Genomic DNA, 18,725 nt, shown 5'->3' on the forward strand with positions numbered 1-18,725 from the left:
GAACCGGACCTCCGGGCTGCTCTTGCGTATAGGACGGTACGTTTCGTTTCCGTCAACGTTGTTTTCATGCACGATTTCACCCCGCATCCGCACGAGCATTTATTTCAGGTTCAACACCCCGAGTGGGCTGCGCACGCCAGCATTTACGAAGTAAACGTGCGCCAGTACACGCCCGAAGGCACGTTTCGGGCGTTTGCCGAGCACCTGCCGCGCCTGGCGGCAATGGGCGTTGGCATTGTGTGGCTCATGCCGATTCACCCGATTGGGGAGTTGCACCGCAAGGGCACGCTGGGCAGCCAATACGCCGTGCGTGACTACTTCGCGGTGAATCCGGAGTTCGGTACGCTGGATGATTTGCGCCATGTGGTAGAAGAAGCGCACCGCCTGGACATGCACGTGATTCTGGACTGGGTAGCCAACCATACCAGTTGGGACAACCCGCTGGTAACCGAGCACCCCGAGTGGTTCACCAAAGACGAAAACGGCCAAATGGTGCCGCCCATTCCTGATTGGGAAGACGTGGTAGACCTGGACTACCACAGCCAGGAACTGCGCCGCTATATGACCGACGCCCTGCTCTACTGGGTGCGCGAGGCCGACATCGACGGCTACCGCTGCGACGTGGCCGGACTAGTGCCTACCGATTTCTGGGATGCTGCCCGCCAGGAGCTGGATCAGGTGAAACCCGTATTTATGCTGGCCGAGTGGGACGAGCTGTACCCCTCGGGCGGGCAAACCTGGGAGAACTTCAACAGCAACACCCGCCTGCTAGAGCGCGCCTTTGACATGACCTTTGGTCTGCGCCTCCACTATTTCCTCGACCACGTGGCTGAGGGCAAGCAACCGCTGCGCGAGGTAGATGCCTACCTCGCCGCCGAACGGGCCAAATACCCGCGTAATGTGTATCTGATGCACTTCACCAGCAACCACGACGTGAACAGCTGGGACGGCACCGAGTACGAGCGCCTGGGCGAAAACGCCCTACCCTTCGCCGTGCTGTGCACCCTGCTACCGGGTATGCCGCTGGTCTACACCGGTCAGGAAGCCGCCCTGAACAAGCGTCTCGCCTTCTTCGACAGGGATACCATTGACTGGAATGACTACCCATTGCAGGCCTTCTACACCACGCTACTCCAGCTTAAAAAGCGTCACCCAGCGCTTCACAACGGCGTGCGCGAAAGCCGATTCGAGCGGCTGCCGGCGCCGGACACGGCGTATGCTTTTGTGCGTCGGCATGGAGAAGCGGCTGTGCTGGTGGTGGTAAACAGCACCCCTACCCCGCTGGAATGGGAACTACCCGACACTGTAACCAATGCCTGGTACGACGTGTTCAGCGGCCTCACGGAGGAGCTGTTGCCGGGTAGGGCGCTGACGGTGGAAGCTCACGGCTGGCGGGTGCTGGAGTACGTAGCGTAAAAAGTCATTTGTATACCCTGTAGAGACGCAAGTATGCGTCTCTACATCCTGAAACTACCCACCCGCCCATGCCCGTTCCCCACCTCACCCTCGACCTCCGCGGCCTCACCACCAAGGCCGATTTGCATATGTTTTTCAAGCGGGAATTGGCGTTTGAAGACTGGTACGGTGTCAGCTGGGATGCCTTCTGGGACAGTATTGTGGCCATTGCTGATATGCCCATCATACTCACCTTGCAGCACTGGCAGGACTTCGCCGCGGCCTGCCCGCGGGACATGGAAATCCTGCGGCAGGTAGTGGCTGATTACAACGACTACGTGCCCGGCAAGCGCATAGAGCTGGACCCGTCGGCCTAAACTTATTGCTCGCCTATCGGGTACTACTACCCGGAGCCCTACCCGGTTCCTACCCACTTATTCTTTCAATCTTTCTCATGGAAAAACGCGAACTGGGCCGCTCTGGCCTGTATATCGCCCCGCTGGTGCTGGGCAGCAACGTATTTGGCTGGACCGCCGATGAACAAACTTCTTTCCGCGTACTCGACACGTTTGTGGGCGAGGGCGGCAACGCCATCGATACGGCCAACGTGTACTCGGCGTGGGTGCCTGGCCACCAGGGCGGCGAGTCGGAAACCATACTTGGCAAGTGGCTGCAACAACGCCACCGCCGCGACGACATCATTATCGCCACCAAGGTAGGGATGCAGATGGGCGACGGCTCCCAGGGCCTGGCCAAAGATTACATTAAGAAGTCGGTGGAAGCCTCGCTGCGCCGCCTCCAAACCGACTACATCGACCTGTACCAGTCGCACAAAGACGACGAGACGCTGCCCGTAGAGGAGCCCTTGCAGGCCTACGCCGAGCTGATTCAGGAAGGGAAAATCCGGGCCATTGGGGCCAGCAACTTCTCGGCTGAGCGCCTGCGTGCGGCCCTGCAAGCCAGCACCGACCAGGGCTTACCCCGCTACGAGTCGCTGCAACCCGAGTACAACCTCTACGACCGGGAAGACTTCGAGAAGCAATTGCTGCCTGTGGTGCAGGAGTTCGGCATCGGCGTGATTCCGTATTACGGCCTGGCTTCGGGCTTCCTCACGGGCAAATACCGCTCAGAAGACGACTTGCAGAAAAGCCAGCGCGGTGGCGGCATCGGCAAGAAATACCTGAACGACCGGGGTTTCAAGGTGCTGGCCGCTCTGGATGAGGTAGCCGAACGCCACCACGCCACCCAGGCCCAGGTGGCCCTCGCCTGGATTATGGCCCAACCCGGCCTCACGGCCCCCATTGCCAGTGCTACCAACATGGAGCAGGTGCGTGACATTATGAAGGCGACCATCCTCACGCTCAGCCCCGACGACGTAAAAATCCTGACCGACGCCAGCGCTTACTGAGGAGTTTACGTAGTAGCCCTACCCAACGGCCCGAATCCGCACGTGCGTGGTTCGGGCCGTTGGGTTTTGTAGCTATTTGCTTGTTTATTATGGAGCAGATTACTCCTTTCGATTGGCACCGCATGTTGTGGTCCGAGGATGCGCCGCCGGCTTTTTTGTGGGAAGTTGTGTTGCGCTGCGTCATCACCTACCTTCTGGTGCTGGGTGCTCTGCGCGTAACGGGTAGGCGCGGCGTGCGGCAGTTGTCCATCTTTGAGCTGAGCATCATTCTGGCCCTGGGCTCGGCCGGCGGCGACGCCATGTTCTACCAAGATGTGCCCCTGCTGCACGTGGCGGTGGTGTTCGTGGTAGTGCCCACATTGTACCTGATTTTCAACCGGATAACCGAGAAGTCGGTAAAGTTCAGCAACTGGCTGGAAGGTGCTACCATCTGCCTGATTGAGGACGGCGTGATTGACATAGAGGAGTTTCGCAAGCACAACCTTACCTATAAGGAGCTGTTTGGTGAGCTGCGCCAGCGGCAGGTAGAGCACCTGGGGCAGGTGCGCAAAATGTATATGGAGGCTACCGGCGAAATCAGCGTCTTTTTCTATCCCACCACCGAACCCGTGCGCCCTGGCCTACCTATTTGGCCCGAGGTGCTGAAAACAGCGCAAGCACACGTAACGGAGCCCGGCAGCTATGCCTGCACCGAATGCGGCCGTGTTGTGGAGCTGCCGGCGGCTACATCCGTTTGCACCGGCTGCCACCAGAACTGCTGGGTACCCGCCTGCACCCGCCAGCGAGAGACATAGGCAATTAGGCCGCTACGTTACTATAGCGCCGCCAGTCTACCTTGCACCCATGAAATTGTCGACAACGCTTCCCGTGCTGGGGTTGGCTTCTTTTCCAGGCATACCTGTGCAGCGACCCTATTACGTGGAGCACCTACAGACACACGTTGCCAACTTTCCTCACGTTGCCACAGCCCATGCCCACGATTTCTACCTGCTGCTATACGTAACGGCCGGCCACGGCACGCACACCATCGATTTGGTTACGTACGACCTGCGGCCGGGGAGTTTGTTTTTTATAGCGCCCGGCCAAGTGCACCGCTGGCACCTATCTGCCGATGTGCAGGGCATTATTGTTTTTTTCACGGCTGATTTCTACCTGTTTCGGTATCCGGAGAATCAGCTGTTTAATTACCCTTTTTTCACTCCCGCACAGCTGCCCGTTCTCTACCTGGTTCCCAACGAAACCGAGCTATACCCGCTGTTTGCCCGACTGCTGGCAGAAAATACCACTGCCCATTCCAATCAGGCTGAAGTAGTTCGTTCCTACCTGCACTTGTTGCTAGAGCTGGCTACCCGCCACTACGCCCAGCCCGATACCGCTCTGCCTACCCTCAGCCACAGCGAAGCACAAATCCGGGAATTTGGCCGCCTACTCAACCAGCACTTTCGCACGCACCGCACCGTGCACGCCTACGCTCACTTGCTGCACCTCACGGCCAACCACCTGAACGCCGTGTGCCGACAGCGACTCAATAAAACAGCTAGCTCTCTCATTCACGAACGGGTAGTGATGGAAGCACAGCGTCTACTCACGCACTCGGCGCAGTCGGTGGCACAGGTAGCAGCAGCCTTGGGCTTCGAAGATGCCTCTTACTTCAGCCGATACTTCCGCAAATACAGCGGCCAAACGCCCGAAGTCTTTCGGCGGACCCGTTGATTTGTCCTGTAGTTGCCCGCAAGTAGTCCGTGCAGACTCGGGCCGGGCAAGGTACTTTTGCACCTGTTGTGGGGTACTCTTCTTACAAGAACCAGCCACAGCTTCTTATTGCGCGTAGAATGGCTATTGCGCGTTCTTTTTTCCTGCTGCCCTATGCAACCTATCCAATCGTCTGTTCTTGCTTCGCTTGCTCAGCGCTGCCCACGCTGCCACCAGGGGCCGCTGTTTACGCACGGCGCCTACAATCTTTCGCACTTCACCGATATGCCCGAACGCTGCCCCGTGTGTGGGCAGGCCTACGAACCAGAAACTGGTTTCTACTGGGGCGCTATGTACATCAGCTTTGCCTTCAGCACGGGCATTATGTTGATAGTGGGCGTGCTGCTCTACTACCTCGCCGGCGACCCCGACACGTGGGTGTATGTGTCGGCGGTGGCTTTGGTGACGGTGGTGCTGTCTCCGCTCAGCCTGCGCTACTCCCGCACCTTCATGCTCTACCTGTTTGGCGGCATCAGCTACGACCCTGATTGGGCCAACCACGCGCCCGTGCGGCGGCGCGGCTAGCAAAACCTTTCACTAGCAGTTGCTTAAACAAAACCCTACCGTAAAAAAGCACAGCCTATGCTTGCGCTGCAACGCGTCCATCACATTGCCATTATCTGCACCAATTACCCCGTCTCGAAGCACTTTTATACGCAGGTGCTAGGCTTGCAGGTAGAGCGCGAGGTGTACCGCGAGGCGCGCGACTCTTGGAAGCTGGATTTGCTGCTGGATGGGCAATACATTATCGAGTTGTTTTCGTTTCCTACCCCGCCGCCCCGCCCCAGTCGGCCCGAGGCGGCGGGCCTGCGCCACTTGGCCTTCGCCGTAGCCGATCTGGATGCGGCCGTGGCGCACCTGATGCAGCACAACGTCCAGACCGAGCCCATTCGGGTAGACGAGTTTACCGGGCGGCGCTTCACGTTCTTCGCCGACCCCGACGGCCTACCTCTGGAGTTGTACGAGGGGTAGATTTTCCACTACTGGTCTTAGCAGCAGAAGCCAACAGCCGCGCGCTCGTTGGCTTTTTTGCGTGGGGTGATATAGCAATATTTCATTGTAATACTCTTGTCTCAGCGCAGGCTAAGAAAATATTCCGCTCTACTATATTTCTATTTCTCTTTTTAGGAATAATAGCGTATAGATAGTCTACTATTCATTTTATCGTGCACAACTGAACATTCGCCGAAATAGATGTACATACATTAATACGCATTCTACCTTTGCTGCATCCAATTAGTATTTCTTCTACCCGTTGTTATGCAGCATTTCACCCAGCGTTTACTAGCAGTACTTTTCTTTGTTATCTTAGCTGGAAGCACCCGTGCTCAGACTGTAGTAAACCTTGCTCTGAATCAGCCTACTATGGCTTCGTCTTTCGAAAACGAAGCAAGCTACCCCGCTTCTGCGGCCACCGACGGTAAGTTAAATACGCGGTGGTCGAGCCAGTTTAAGCACGATCCGGAATGGATTTATGTAGACCTGGGCTCTATCGTTTCATTTGATCGGGTGAAATTGAATTGGGAAGGAGCCTATGCTAAAGACTACCTTCTTCAGATATCCAATAATGGGACTAACTGGACAACAATCCGTACTATCACCGGCAATACGGAACTGGTAAACGACTTTTCGGCGCTGCATGCCATGGCCCGTTACGTGCGGGTATACGGCACCGCCCGCAGCCAAGAGCTATATGGCTATTCGCTGTTTGAGATTGGGGTGTATAATGTATCCAATCTAGCCTTTGGGAAGCCTGGCACTGCCTCCTCTACCCTCGGCAACAACACCACAGCCAACGCATTTGATGAGAAAGACAACACACGCTGGGAAAGTACCCACGGCATCGACCCAGGCTGGCTGTACGTGGACTTGGGCCAAGTATATACCATCAACGAAATCAAGCTAATCTGGGAAACTGCAGCCGGCAAAGACTTTCTGGTGCAGGTATCCAACGATGCCACCACCTGGACTACCGTACGGAAGGTGACCGGCAACACCAGCCTCCTCAACGATTATGCTGGCCTCAGCGTGCAGGGCCGCTACGTACGGATGTACGGCACCGCCCGCACCACTCAGTATGGCTATTCGCTCTACGAGTTTGCGGTATATGGTTCCGGTAACGGCGCCGCCTTGGTTCCCCTACCCGTCACGCTAATGTCTTTCACGGCGGCGGCAAGCCACAACGGCGTGCAACTGCGCTGGACCACGGCCACCGAGAAAGACAACCAGGGTTTTGAGGTGCAACGCTCCGCAAACGGCACTGAATTCAAACGTATTGGCTACCAGCGCGGTGCCGGCACCACCTCTACCTCGCGCACCTACCAATACCTGGATACCAACGCCCCAACGGGCCTAGTGTACTACCGCCTGCTCCAAACCGACACCGACGGCACCACTACGTACAGCCCAGTAATAGCCACGCAAGTAACTCGCCAGAAAGCTGTTGCAGCTGTTACCTACAGCGTCTACCCCAATCCTACCACAGAAGAGGCTCGCCTGGCCTGGACCACCACCGCCCCTACCCCGGTTGTGCTGCACGTATACGATGCCCAAGGCAAAGCCGTAGCCCAGCGCACGGTGGCGGAAGAATACGGCCAGAACAACTTGGTATTGGATCTGCGCGCCTACCCTACTGGTATCTACTTTCTGGCCCTGCGCAATGCTACCGGCGTGGTGTATCAAACCAGAGTGGTGAAACAGTAAGCTGCTGGTCTAGCAAACAGAAAAGCCCGCTACCATTGGTTGGTAGCGGGCTTTTCTGTGTTTCATTGGCAAGAGGTAGCTTACTCTACTATCAATTTCTGCACTACGCTGCGGTTCGGCAGTTCAGCTTCGAGCAGGTATACTCCCTTCGCGAGGGTGTGCCGTACGGTCATTTCGGAAGCGTTTTTGGGCGGAACCTGCACAAGCATTTCCCTACCTGTGAGGTCGCGCACCACCACGCGGGTAGGCTGCTGCCGGCCGTCTTCGAACCGCACCCGGAAGCTGCCGCGGCTGGGATTGGGATACACTGACAGGATAGCCGCAGCCTGTGCGGTTTTGTTGCTAAGCGTTGATTGATACTTGAATTCCAGCCAGTTCAGGTTGAAGGAGCTGGTCTGCATCAGCACGCGCAGCACGTGGCGCCCGGCGGTAAGCGGCACCAGGGTAGGCGCCGTGAAGGTGCGCCAGGTTTGCCAGCCCCCCGTGACGGCAAACGCGGCCGTGTGCAGGTCTTGCGCCGTGCCGCTGTCCATCAACTGGAGCTTCACCGCCCCCGCCGTCGACTCGCTGGCCACGCGGTAGTCTACCTGGTACATGCCCGACTGGTTTACGCGCACCACGTACTCCAGGTAGTCGCCGGGGTCGGCGTGGCCCACGTTGAGGCCGCCGTCGGTGTCGGAGCTATTTTCGGTTTCGAGGCCACTGTTGACGGTGAAGTTGGCCGCCTTGATTTTGCCCGGAATCAGGTTAGTAATAACTTCTACTTTATTGATGATAAACTGAGCATCAAAAGCTTGCAGCGCCTCGCCGGTGGTGGCTTTCACGTCGCCCGTCCCGTCGTAGCTCACCTTCACCACGGTGGTAGGCGTGGCGGCTTGCGGCAGCACCAACACCACTTGCTGAGTGGCGTTCAGCGAAGCGGCACCTATGGTAGCGGCCGTACCATTCAGCAGCAAGCCAAAGCCTTTATTGCTGACGGAGGTAGGCGCCACGGGCCGGTTCAGCGTCAACAGCACGGCCGTGCCATCTGCATTAGTCTCACCCGACACCACACGCAACGGCGTACCGGCTGGCACGCTGGTCAGGCGGAACTGCATCCAGTTCAGATTGAACTCGCCCGATACCACATCGATGCGCAGCTGCTGGTCGCCAGCAGTCAGGCTAAAGGGCTTGCCCGACACGGTTTGCCAGGTTTGCCAGCCGTTGGTGCGAGCCACCGTGAGGGTTTCCAGCAGCGTCGTCTGCCCATTCACCACGCTCGATACGTTGATGACGTTGGGGCCGGCGTTGTCGCTGGCTACGCGGTAGTCTACCTGGTAGGTGCCGGTTTCCTTCACCGTCACGTTGTAGCCGAAATAGTCGCCGGGGTTGAGGTAGCCCACCTGCGAGCCGCCGCCCACGTCGGCCGCGCCGCCAATACTCACGCCTTCATTCACGTCGAGGTTCTCGGCCTCCAGGCGCCCCGGAATGATTTTCTGCGTGGCCGGATTCACCAGATCCACCGTCACGGGCTGGTTGGTGAAAGCGGCCAGCGCCACGCCGGCGTCGTTGGCGACGGCAGTGCCAGCGTAGCTCACCGTCACCACGTCGCCGTAGATCACAGGCTGGGCCAGCGTGAGCGTGAGCCGCTGCGAGCTACCCGCGGGCTGCGCTGCCGCGCTGATGGTAGCGGCCGTACCGTTCACCTGCACCGAGAAGCCCGCGGGCGTCGTCACGGCCGCCAGCGCTTGGTTGAATGTCAGCACAATGCTTTTGCCTACCTCGGCCGTCGTAGCTGCCAGCAGCTGCGGCGCCGCCGTGGCCGCGTGCGGAGCACTGAATTGCAGGTAGTTGAGGTTGAAACCACCATTCACCACGTACAGGCGCAACTGGTTGGTGCCGGCCATCAGGTACAGGTCCTTGATGTCGGCTGAGGTCCATTTCGACCAGTCGCCGGAACTGGGTAGGGTTACGGTTTTGGTGAGCGGCACGCCGTTGCTGGTCAACCGAATCTGCCCGCCGCCGCTGGCCGAGGCAATGCGCACCTGCACATCGTAGAGGCCGGTGGTAGGCACTTGCACGGTGTATTGTAGCCATTCGCTGGTCGAAATCCAACCCACACCGTAACCCGTGCTCACGGCGTCGGAGTTGCCTTCAATATCCACCCCGTCGTTGCGGTAGCTCCAGCCTTGGTTCCAGGCCTGATAGGTGTTGGTATTGGTATGGTACGTGGCCGTGTCGAGGTCGTAGTAGGCGGCACCGTTGCGGCCCAGGTCGTAGTCGACGGCAAACAGCGGCGTAGTTGTATTGAGCGTGTAGGGTTTAAAGGCCTTGGTGGCGGCGGGCATCTGCACCTGCCGGAACATGGCGTCGATGTAGTCGGGGTGATAAAAGCAGTTTTCTAGCTTGTAGTTATCGGCCAACGCCAGCAGCGCGGCCGAGGCATCGGCGGCCGAAGGCTGAGCGCCGGTACCTTTCCAGTAATCGAGCAGGCGCTGGTAGCTGGCGGGCTTGCGCACTTCCAGCGGCGTGTTCAGCCCTACCTTCTTGTACGTCCACCACGACCAGCCAATATGGTTGTCTTCCAGCAGCTTAATGGCGGCGCGGTGCCAGGGGTTGGAGTTCTCGCCCGACTCGCCCATCCACAGCGGCACGTTATAGCGGCTGCTCAGATCCAGCATTCCCTGGATGGAAGCCTTGTCGTTGTAGTTCCAGTATTTATGGAAGCTCAGCACCACGTTGTTGTCGCTCATGGGCCACAAGCCGTTGTGGTTGTTGGCGAAGCAGTTGCCTTCGATGTAGATAATATGCTGCTTATCCACCTCCCGGATAGCGGCGGTGATGTCGGTGAGCAGGGCTTTGAGCGGGGCGTTGGTCTGCTCGTCGCAGCCCTGGGCGCCGGCGCCAGCCGTGAAGTTCCAGTTAGTTTCGTTGATGAGGTCGTAGCCGCCAATCCAGGGCTCATTGGCGTAGTGCTCGGCAATGCGCCGCCACAGGGCCACCGTTTTTTGGCGGTTGGCCGCGCTTTCCCACAGGGCGGGCTTGCTGGGGTCGTAGTCCGATATAGCGGCATCCTTGCCCTGGCCGCCGGGGGTAGCGTGCAGGTCCAGAATCAAATACACGTGGTTGGCCTTGCACCACTCCAACAAGCGGTCGGTCAGCTCGAAACCCTTCGGCCGCCAGGTATTCTGCCCGGCCACCGGCTCCTCCTCAATGGGCGCCGTGAACAGGTTGTAGTGCAGGGGTAGGCGGATAGAGTTGAAGCCCCAGCGCGCCAGCGAATCCACGTCGCGCTTGGTGATGTAGTTATCGAGCCAGGCGTCGTAGAACGCTTGGGTTTGCGCGTCGCCTACTTGGCCCTTGATCTTGGCGCGCAGCTCGTGCTGGGTGTTGGCAACGCTCTCCGTTTGTAGCATGTAGCCTTCTTGCAGCATCCAGCCGCCCAGGCCCATGCCGCGTAGCAGCACCTCCTGCCCTTGGTCGTTCACGATGCGGCGGCCATCGGCGCGCAGTAGTTGGCCGTAGCCGGGAGCAGCGCCCAGCAGCAACAATAGCAAGAGCCAGACGGCCCGTGCGGGTAGCATTTTTTTCATGCGAATGGTGGGGTTTGGAAAGGTTAGGGGTCGGAAGGGTAGGCGGCACGCACGAGGGCACCACGGGGTAGCAAGCGGCGCATACAGCAGCCGCACTTACTGGATAATAGCCTGAATAAAAGATAAAAATCAGGTACTTGAAAGCGCTGCTTTGCGTAAATCACCCCATCTTTCCAGTCAGAATCCGGTTGCGTGTGCTGTAAGCGTATAGCCCATAACCGTAAAAAATTGAGCAACACAGCGTGTTCTACCTTTCAGATGCGCTTGTTCCGTCATTCTGTTCTACCTTGCTTTTTCTATGTCTTCTCCTCCTACTGCTCCCCTCCCCTACCTCATTATCGACTTCGACAGCACGTTCACGCAAGTGGAAGGCCTCGACGAGCTAGCCGACATTGCCCTCACTGGCGACCCCAGCCGGGAGAAAATTGTGGGCGAAATCCGCGCCCTCACCGACCAGGGCATGAATGGCAGTATTAATTTTTCGGAGTCGTTGCGGCGGCGGTTAGCGCTGCTGCCGGCCCGGCGTGAGCACCTGCCGCTGCTGGTAGAACGCCTGAAGGGCAAAGTATCGGACAGCATCCGGCGCAACGGCGACTTTTTCCGGCAGTTTCCGGGCCGGGTATATATTATTAGTAGTGGCTTCCGGGAATTTATTGAGCCGGTGGTGGCCGATTTCGGCATCACCGCCGACTACGTATTGGCCAACACCTTCACCTACGACCAGGAAGGCCGCATCACCGGCTTCGACCCGGAGAATGTGCTCAGCCGCGACGGTGGCAAGATTGAGCAACTGCGCCGCCTCGACCTGACCGGCGACGTGTATGCCCTCGGCGACGGCTACACCGACTACCAAATCCGCGAAGCGGGCCTAGCCAACCGCTTCTACGCCTTCACCGAAAACGTGTCGCGCGACGCCGTGGTAGCCTGCGCTGACGAAATCCTACCTTCTTTCGACGAGTTTTTGTACCAGAACAAACTACCCATGTCGCTTTCCTACCCCAAAAACCGCATCCGCGTCTTGCTACTCGAAAATGTTGAAGCCTCGGCCGAAAAGCTGTTCCGCGACGAAGGCTACCAGGTAGATATTGTGGCTGGCGGGCTGGACGAGGACGAGCTGGTGGAGCGCATTCAGGGCGTGAGCATTCTGGGTATTCGCTCCAAAACCAACGTTACGCAGCGCGTGCTGGACGCCGCCAACCGTCTCATTGCGGTGGGCGCCTTTTGCATCGGCACCAACCAGATTGACCTCACGGGTTGCATGAAAAAGGGCGTGGCCGTGTTCAACGCCCCCTTCAGCAACACCCGCTCGGTGGTGGAACTGACACTGGCCGAAATCATCATGCTGGCCCGCCGCATTCCGGAGAAAAACCCCAAGATGCACCAGGGCGAGTGGGACAAGTCGGCGAAGGGCGCGTTTGAGATTCGCGGCAAAAAGCTGGGTATTGTGGGTTACGGCAACATCGGGGCGCAGCTCTCAGTAGTGGCCGAAGCCGTTGGCCTGCAAGTGTACTACTACGATGTGGCCGAGAAGCTGCAACTCGGCAATGCCACCAAGTGCCGCACCCTCGACGAGCTCCTGCAACAAGCCGACATCGTGACCCTGCACATTGACGGCAGGCCCGAGAACAAGAACTTCATCGGGGCCGAGCACTTTGCCCAGATGCAGCCCGGTGCGCTGTTCATCAACAACGCCCGCGGCCACGTGGTGGATGTGCCGGCCCTGGCCGAAGCTCTGCGCTCGGGCCACCTGGGCGGTGCGGCCATCGACGTATTCCCGCACGAGCCCAAGACCAACGACGAAAGCTTTGAAAGCGAGCTGCGCGGCCTACCCAACGTGCTGCTCACGCCCCACATTGGCGGCAGCACGGCCGAGGCCCAGCGCAACATTGCGCACTTTGTGCCCGAACGCATCATGGACTACATCAACAGCGGCAACACCCAGCAGAGCGTCAATTTCCCCAACATCCAACTGCCCGAGCAGCAGGCGCACCGCCTCATCCACATTCACGCCAACGTGCCCGGCGTGCTGGCCCGCATCAACAACGTGCTGGCTACCCGCCACGTGAACATTCTGGGGCAGTACCTGAAAACCAACGAGCACATCGGCTACGTGATTACCGATGTAGACAAGCAATACGAGCCCGAGCTGCTGGACGAATTGCGCCAGGTAGAGCACACCATTAAGTTTCGGGTGCTATATTAGGCTGTCTTTCAGCCACCTGCTGTGCTAAGCGCCGCGCAGAACCCAGGGAGACGCCGCCCGGGTTTTGCGCGGCGCTTGGCGTTTAGGCCAGCTAAAATTATATGTGTAGTACCTGTTCTTTCACTTATAGCTCTATTTCAATGAAAAAGTATCTGCTTGTTTTATTGCTCGCGGCGCCTTGGGTAGCACAGGCGCAAACACCTATTCCTTTCACCGTTAAAGGCACTATTGGCAAGCTAAATCCACCAGATAAAGTGTATATGTTGTGCGATGGTGATTTTATCGCTTCTGCCTCGCCCATCAACGGTGTATTTGAAATAACAGGCACTGTTGATACGCCCCGTTGGGCGTGGCTATTGTTGGCGCGGGATGGTAAAAGTGTTTACACAGTGGGAGCTGAACGATTATCGTTGTTCTTGAGCAAAGGCACTATCACAGTAAGCAGCACCGATTCGATACACAAAGCCATCATCAAGGGACCAAAACCCATGATGGAGTATCAGGCGCTGCAAGCATCTATTAAACAGGCATATGCTAAACACAAGCGCCAACTACCACCCCAAACTACCGACACGCTGGCTATTAAAGAATGGCAAGCGGCGCAGGACTCTATCTTTACTAAAAAGCGTACACAAATACTGAAAGCATACGCCCAGGCTAATCCTACCTCCTTTGTAAGTTTAGATGCGCTTCAACAGGCTGGCGGCTTGTTTGTGCCCAATTACGCAGAAGTAGGAACGCTTTACCAGGCGCTCAGCCCGGAGGTGCGCAATAGCCCCGAAGGCCGGAAATACGGCGAACTGCTACAGGTGGTCAAGAAGGCGAGTAGTCCACCAGCCAGTGCCTACCGCGTTACGGCGAAGATGCCCAACCAGGTAGCCAGCGCGCAACCGCAAGCTCTTCCAGTTGTCCCAGATTCGGTGATAAGGAAGGCGGTTGTGCAGTACCAAGAATCGCAGGCAGCCACTTATCAGGCCGTACATGAGCAGCGCCGCAAGGCACGTAATCAACAACTGGCCGCCTACGTCAAAGCTCATCCCGATTCCTACGTCAGCTTGGACGCTGTGATGCAGATTGGTGGCCCGGTACCAGACTACGCCGAAGTAGCTCCGCTTTACAAAGCGCTGTCACCTGCAATAAAAAACACATCAGAAGGTAAGAAATACGGCGAGAAGTTATCCGTTTTGGCTGCTACTGCCGTGGGTGCGCATGCCCCTGGCTTCACCCAGCCAACGCCCGAGGGCAAACAAGTATCGTTGGCTGACTACCGCGGCAAATATGTATTAATTGATTTCTGGGCCTCGTGGTGCGGGCCGTGCCGGGCCGAAAATCCTAACGTTGTAAAACTTTATAATGAGTTCAAGCACAAGAAGTTCGATGTTTTGAGCGTTTCACTTGACAGTGAAGAAGACCGCGAAAAATGGCTAAAGGCTGTGCAAACGGACCAACTCGCCTGGACGCAGGTATCGGACCTGAAAGGCTGGGACAATCAGGCGGCCAAGCTCTACCACATACAAGCCATTCCGCAGAATTTCCTGGTAGACCCTGGTGGCAAAATAGTAGCCACTAACCTGCGCGGCGACGAGTTGCAGGCGGCTTTAGACAAGTATATCAAGTAGCACACAAACGCTTTATTCTTTCACCTACTTACTTCTATTTTCATGAAAAAGTATCTGCTTACCCTATTAGTCGCAGCGCCCTACCTAGTGCAGGCGCAAACGTCCTTTCCCTACACCGTGAAAGGCACCGTTGGCAAGCTCAATGCGCCAGCGAAAATCTATTTGGTGCGGGGTATTCAACCACTGGATTCCACTGTGTTGAAAGATGGTGCGTTTGAGTTTAAAGGCTCCACTGACCGCCCCATGGAGGTGGATATTGTGGTGCAGCGCAATGGCAAGCTGAAAGATGGTTTCTCACTTTCCCGCAACCGTACCAGACTTTTTCTAGAGCCCGGCCCCGTGATAGTTGCTACCCCCGATTCACTGCCGAATGCCACGTTTACGGGTACGCAAATGACAGCGGAATATAACAAAATGAAGGCTTCTTTTGCGCCTATCGTAGCCAAAACAAAGGCTTTCGGCGCAGAAGCCCAGAAAGCCTCGCCGCAGGAACAGAAGGACCCAGCGTTCCGGGAGCGTATGCAGGAAAAATTTAATGACATCAACAAGGAATATCAGCAAGCCTACGCAGCCTTCATTAAAGCCAACCCTGCTTCCTGGGTGAGCCTAGACGTGATGCAGTTTGCAGCGGGCAACGTGCCCCAATATGCAGAGCTGGCATCGCTTTATAATGCGCTGTCGCCTACCCTTCAAAACACTCCTGAAGGGCAACGTTACAAAGCAATGTTGCCAGGGTTGCAAGCTATTGCTATTGGCGCGCAGGCGCCCAACTTCACCCAGCACACCCCCGAGGGCAAACAGGTATCGTTGGCCGACTATCGCGGTAAGTACGTGCTGGTCGACTTCTGGGCGTCGTGGTGTGGCCCTTGCCGCCAGGAAAATCCCAACGTTACGAAGGCTTATACTACTTATAAAGGCAAGAATTTCGATATCCTGGCCGTATCATTGGACGATGAAAAAGCAAAGTGGGTGAAAGCCGTACAGGAAGATAAGTTGGCTTGGACGCAGGTATCGGACCTACAAGGCACGAAAGGTGACGTTGCAACTCGCTACCACATACAAGCCATTCCGCAGAACTTCTTGGTTGACCCCAGCGGCAAAATAGTAGCCGTGAATCTGCGCGGCGCCGATCTGCAAACGACCTTGGCCAAGTATATTAAGTAATGCAACCCGCTGAACGTAATACTCTACTTTAGTACAGCTTACCTCCAAATCCCTACCTTATCTCTACTCTGCTCTCATGAAAAAACACCTGCTTGGACTTCTATTGGTAGCACCCTGGCTAGCGCAGGCGCAAACCCCTACCCCCTACACGCTGAAAGGCAAAATTGGCAAGCTCAGCGCGCCGGCCAAGGTATATATGCTGCGCGACGGCAAGTTTACCGACTCCACCGCCCTCACCAACGGCGCCTTTGAGCTGAAAGGCACCGTGGAAGCACCGCAGCAAGTGATGCTGGTGCTGGCCCGCGACGGCAAGCTGAAGCAAACGCTCGCGAATTTCATGAAGGCCGACCGCACGACGTTGTTCCTGGAAAAAGGTCCGGTAATGCTCACCAGCGCCGATTCACTGACCACCGCCAAAATCACCGGCTCCAAGCTTACGGCGGAGCACCAGAAGCTACAAGCCACTCTGAAACCCGCCAACGACAAAATGAAGGCGCTGATGGTCGACTACCGCGCCGCCTCGCCCGAGCAGCGCAAAGATCCAGCCTTTATGAAGCAGCTGGATGAGCGCGAAGAAGCCATTTCGGCCGAGAGCAAGCAGCACTACCTGGCTTTTGTGAAGGCCAACCCCAACTCGCCCGTGAGCCTGGGCGCGGTGAAGCAGGTAGGCGGAGCCGTACCCAGCTATGCCGAGGTAGCGCCGCTGTACGAGTCGTTGTCGCCGGCAGTGAAGAATAGCCCCGAAGGCAAGAAATACGGGGAAATGTTGCAAGCCATCAAAGCCGTTTCAATCGGCGCTACAGCTCCTAACTTCACCCAGCAAACCCCCGACGGCAAGCAAGTTTCCCTGGCCGACTACCGTGGCAAATACGTGCTGGTCGATTTCTGGGCGTCATGGTGCGGCCCCTGCCGCCAGGAAAACCCCAACGTCACCAAAGTCTACAACGACTACAAAACCAAGAACTTCGACATTCTGGGCGTGTCGCTCGACAACGAAAAGGCCCGCGAGAAATGGCTGAAAGCCATTGCCGACGACCAACTGGCCTGGACGCAGGTTTCAGACCTAAAAGGCTGGCAGAACGACGTGGCTGTGCAATACCACGTGCAGGCTATTCCACAGAACTTCTTGGTAGACCCCACCGGCAAAATCGTCGCCACCAACCTGCGCGGCGACGACTTGCGCGCAACGCTAGCCAAGTACATCAAGTAGGTTATCGTCCGATAGTTGTTGTCATGCTGAGCGAAGTCGAAGCATCTCTACCGCTTCACTGCAATTAGGGAGGATTACTCACGGTAGAGATGCTCCGACTCCGCTCAGCATGACGTTCTGAAAAGCGCCTTTCTCACCTGAGAAGGCGCTTTTTTGCTTGTCCCCTACCCTACCAACGTGCTCGTACCTGCGTAAGCACGCGCTCCATCTCGGCGCGCACGGCGCTGGTGGGCACCACATAATTGTTGTTGAGAAAGCTGAACGCCACCAGCCTACCCGACTTGGTACGCAGGTAGCCGCAGAGGTTATGCGTGTTACTGAGCGTGCCGGTTTTGCCCCACAGCCACGGACCCTTCGGGTCGCGGTACACGCGGCGCAGGGTGCCGTGGCCACCGCCAGCCGCCAGCAGGCTCAATAGGCGCGCTTCCGTTACTTCCTGGTGCAGCTTGAGTAGCAGTACCGTCAGGTCGCGGGGCGTGACGAGGTTTTGGCGCGAAAGGCCCGAGCCGTCTACCCAATGCGGCGCGTCGGGCAGGTCGCGGAGGTAGTTGGCCAGCGTGACTTTGATGGGTAGGGCCGAGTTGAGTGAATCGGGGCGAAGCTGGCCGGCGCACATGAGCAGCAACTGCTCGGCCAGAAAGTTGTCCGATACCTGCAACATGCGCTGGTACAGCGAGTCGGCGGGTAGGCCGCGCACGGTATACACGGTTTCGGTGGCGTGCGAGCGGAATGGCACTGCCACCACGGGTCGGTGCAGGGTATCCTGCAACAGCAGCCGCGTCAGCTCCGGCCCTACCCGGAAGGGTGTTTCGTCAATCCAGTTCTTGGCCCACGGCAACACGAAGAAGCGGTTTTCCAACACGGCCCGGCGCACGTGGTCGTCGGCGGCGGCGGGATAGTTGGCGGGCATGGGCTCTACCACCGGCGCGAAGTAGCGCGGCACCAAGCGCAGGTGCGGCGTAGGGCCGGTGCGGGCGTAGAAGCGCACGGTGTGGCCGTACAGCGGAAATGGCCCGCGTTCGGGCTGGTAGTAATAATTGTAGTCGTCCCAGCTCCAGCTGGGCCCAAACGCCGACACGCAGGGCACGGAGGCGTAGTACAGCTTCTCGGGGCGACTGGCCAGAAAGTCGAAGGCGCGGCGCGAGGGCACGTCGCCGTGCAGCAGGGTAGGGTCGCCGGTGCCCCAGAAAATCAGCGAGTCCTGGTGGCGCACGTAGCGCAGGCTGGGGAGGGAGTCGCCCAGCAGGTGCAGGCCGGCGTAGAGCGAAAACAGCTTCATGGTGCTGGCCGGCATGAAGTAGCGGTCGGCCTGCTGCTCGTAGAGCGTTTCGCCCGTCGTTGCATCCACCAGGCTCACGCCCACGTGGTGCTGCCGCAGCACCGCCGATTCGGTGAGCAGCTTGGTGAGCCACGCCGTATCGGGCGGGCGCGGGGTAGGCGGGTTGGCGGCAACAGCCGCCAGGGTAGGCAGCAACAGAAACGCCAGTAACGCGGCGCGGCGGCAAAAAGCAGTCAGCATAGACACGCAAGATGCGGAAGCTGCGCAGGAGAACAAAACGGGGTGGGTGGTTTTTGGCGCGTCAAACTCTGCGCCCTCGCCCTCCGCACTCGCTCGGCTGTGCCGAGTGAGTCCTACGCCTGAGGGGCTGCGCCCCGAATCCGTTTGCGTCGTCTGAGTGAAATTGACCTGGGGTTAGCG

14 protein-coding genes are annotated in these 18,725 nt (G+C 57.8%); 12 read left to right on the forward strand and 2 right to left on the reverse strand.

Annotation, left to right across the window (positions count from 1 at the left end):
• The first annotated feature begins 66 nt into the window (after positions 1-66).
• From F1C16_RS11715 to F1C16_RS11750, 8 genes are all read left to right on the forward strand, one after another.
• On the forward strand, positions 67-1,416 hold the full coding sequence (locus tag F1C16_RS11715) for an alpha-amylase family glycosyl hydrolase (RefSeq protein WP_185280834.1): 1,350 nt from the start codon (positions 67-69) through the stop codon (positions 1,414-1,416).
• A gap of 68 nt (positions 1,417-1,484) precedes the next feature.
• The gene (locus tag F1C16_RS11720; RefSeq protein WP_185280835.1) at positions 1,485-1,772 is read left to right on the forward strand and encodes a barstar family protein; all 288 of its coding nucleotides are present in this window, start codon (positions 1,485-1,487) and stop codon (positions 1,770-1,772) included.
• Positions 1,773-1,849: 77 nt separating this feature from the next.
• Positions 1,850-2,803 carry an aldo/keto reductase gene (locus F1C16_RS11725; protein WP_185280836.1) on the forward strand — a complete coding sequence of 318 codons (954 nt, stop codon included), beginning with the start codon at positions 1,850-1,852 and terminating at the stop codon, positions 2,801-2,803.
• Positions 2,804-2,892: 89 nt separating this feature from the next.
• A complete protein-coding gene (locus tag F1C16_RS11730; RefSeq protein ID WP_185280837.1) occupies positions 2,893-3,597 on the forward strand; it encodes a DUF421 domain-containing protein in 705 nt (234 codons plus the stop codon).
• Between the two features lie 49 nt (positions 3,598-3,646).
• Entirely contained in the window at positions 3,647-4,516 is an 870-nt protein-coding gene (locus tag F1C16_RS11735; protein WP_185280838.1) for a helix-turn-helix transcriptional regulator, read from the forward strand.
• Positions 4,517-4,669: 153 nt separating this feature from the next.
• Complete coding sequence (locus F1C16_RS11740; RefSeq protein WP_243900330.1) at positions 4,670-5,080, forward strand: DUF983 domain-containing protein; 411 nt, start codon at positions 4,670-4,672, stop codon at positions 5,078-5,080.
• A gap of 57 nt (positions 5,081-5,137) precedes the next feature.
• Positions 5,138-5,527 (forward strand): VOC family protein, encoded by a 390-nt coding sequence (locus F1C16_RS11745; protein WP_185280839.1) that lies wholly within the window; start codon positions 5,138-5,140, stop codon positions 5,525-5,527.
• A gap of 393 nt (positions 5,528-5,920) precedes the next feature.
• Entirely contained in the window at positions 5,921-7,258 is a 1,338-nt protein-coding gene (locus tag F1C16_RS11750; protein WP_185280840.1) for a discoidin domain-containing protein, read from the forward strand.
• Between the two features lie 80 nt (positions 7,259-7,338).
• Here the strand turns inward: F1C16_RS11750 and F1C16_RS11755 are convergent, their stop codons facing one another.
• The gene (locus F1C16_RS11755) at positions 7,339-10,830 is read right to left on the reverse strand and encodes a carbohydrate-binding protein (protein WP_185280841.1); all 3,492 of its coding nucleotides are present in this window, start codon (positions 10,828-10,830) and stop codon (positions 7,339-7,341) included.
• 298 nt (positions 10,831-11,128) lie between these two features.
• Here F1C16_RS11755 and serA point away from each other — a divergent pair, with 298 nt between their 5' ends.
• From serA to F1C16_RS11775, 4 genes are all read left to right on the forward strand, one after another.
• Positions 11,129-13,033 carry a phosphoglycerate dehydrogenase gene (gene serA, locus F1C16_RS11760; protein ID WP_185280842.1) on the forward strand — a complete coding sequence of 635 codons (1,905 nt, stop codon included), beginning with the start codon at positions 11,129-11,131 and terminating at the stop codon, positions 13,031-13,033.
• 140 nt (positions 13,034-13,173) lie between these two features.
• The gene (locus F1C16_RS11765; RefSeq protein ID WP_185280843.1) at positions 13,174-14,652 is read left to right on the forward strand and encodes a TlpA disulfide reductase family protein; all 1,479 of its coding nucleotides are present in this window, start codon (positions 13,174-13,176) and stop codon (positions 14,650-14,652) included.
• 42 nt (positions 14,653-14,694) lie between these two features.
• Positions 14,695-15,816 (forward strand): TlpA disulfide reductase family protein, encoded by a 1,122-nt coding sequence (locus F1C16_RS11770; protein ID WP_185280844.1) that lies wholly within the window; start codon positions 14,695-14,697, stop codon positions 15,814-15,816.
• A 76-nt stretch (positions 15,817-15,892) separates the two neighbouring features.
• Positions 15,893-17,026: an AhpC/TSA family protein gene (locus F1C16_RS11775; protein WP_185280845.1), complete on the forward strand. Its 1,134-nt coding sequence runs from the start codon at positions 15,893-15,895 to the stop codon at positions 17,024-17,026.
• A gap of 169 nt (positions 17,027-17,195) precedes the next feature.
• Here the strand turns inward: F1C16_RS11775 and F1C16_RS11780 are convergent, their stop codons facing one another.
• The gene (locus tag F1C16_RS11780; protein ID WP_185280846.1) at positions 17,196-18,545 is read right to left on the reverse strand and encodes a D-alanyl-D-alanine carboxypeptidase/D-alanyl-D-alanine-endopeptidase; all 1,350 of its coding nucleotides are present in this window, start codon (positions 18,543-18,545) and stop codon (positions 17,196-17,198) included.
• Positions 18,546-18,725 lie beyond the last annotated feature (180 nt).

Source organism: Hymenobacter sp. NBH84 (assembly GCF_014217645.1).
In the GTDB taxonomy this organism is placed as follows: domain Bacteria; phylum Bacteroidota; class Bacteroidia; order Cytophagales; family Hymenobacteraceae; genus Hymenobacter; species Hymenobacter profundi.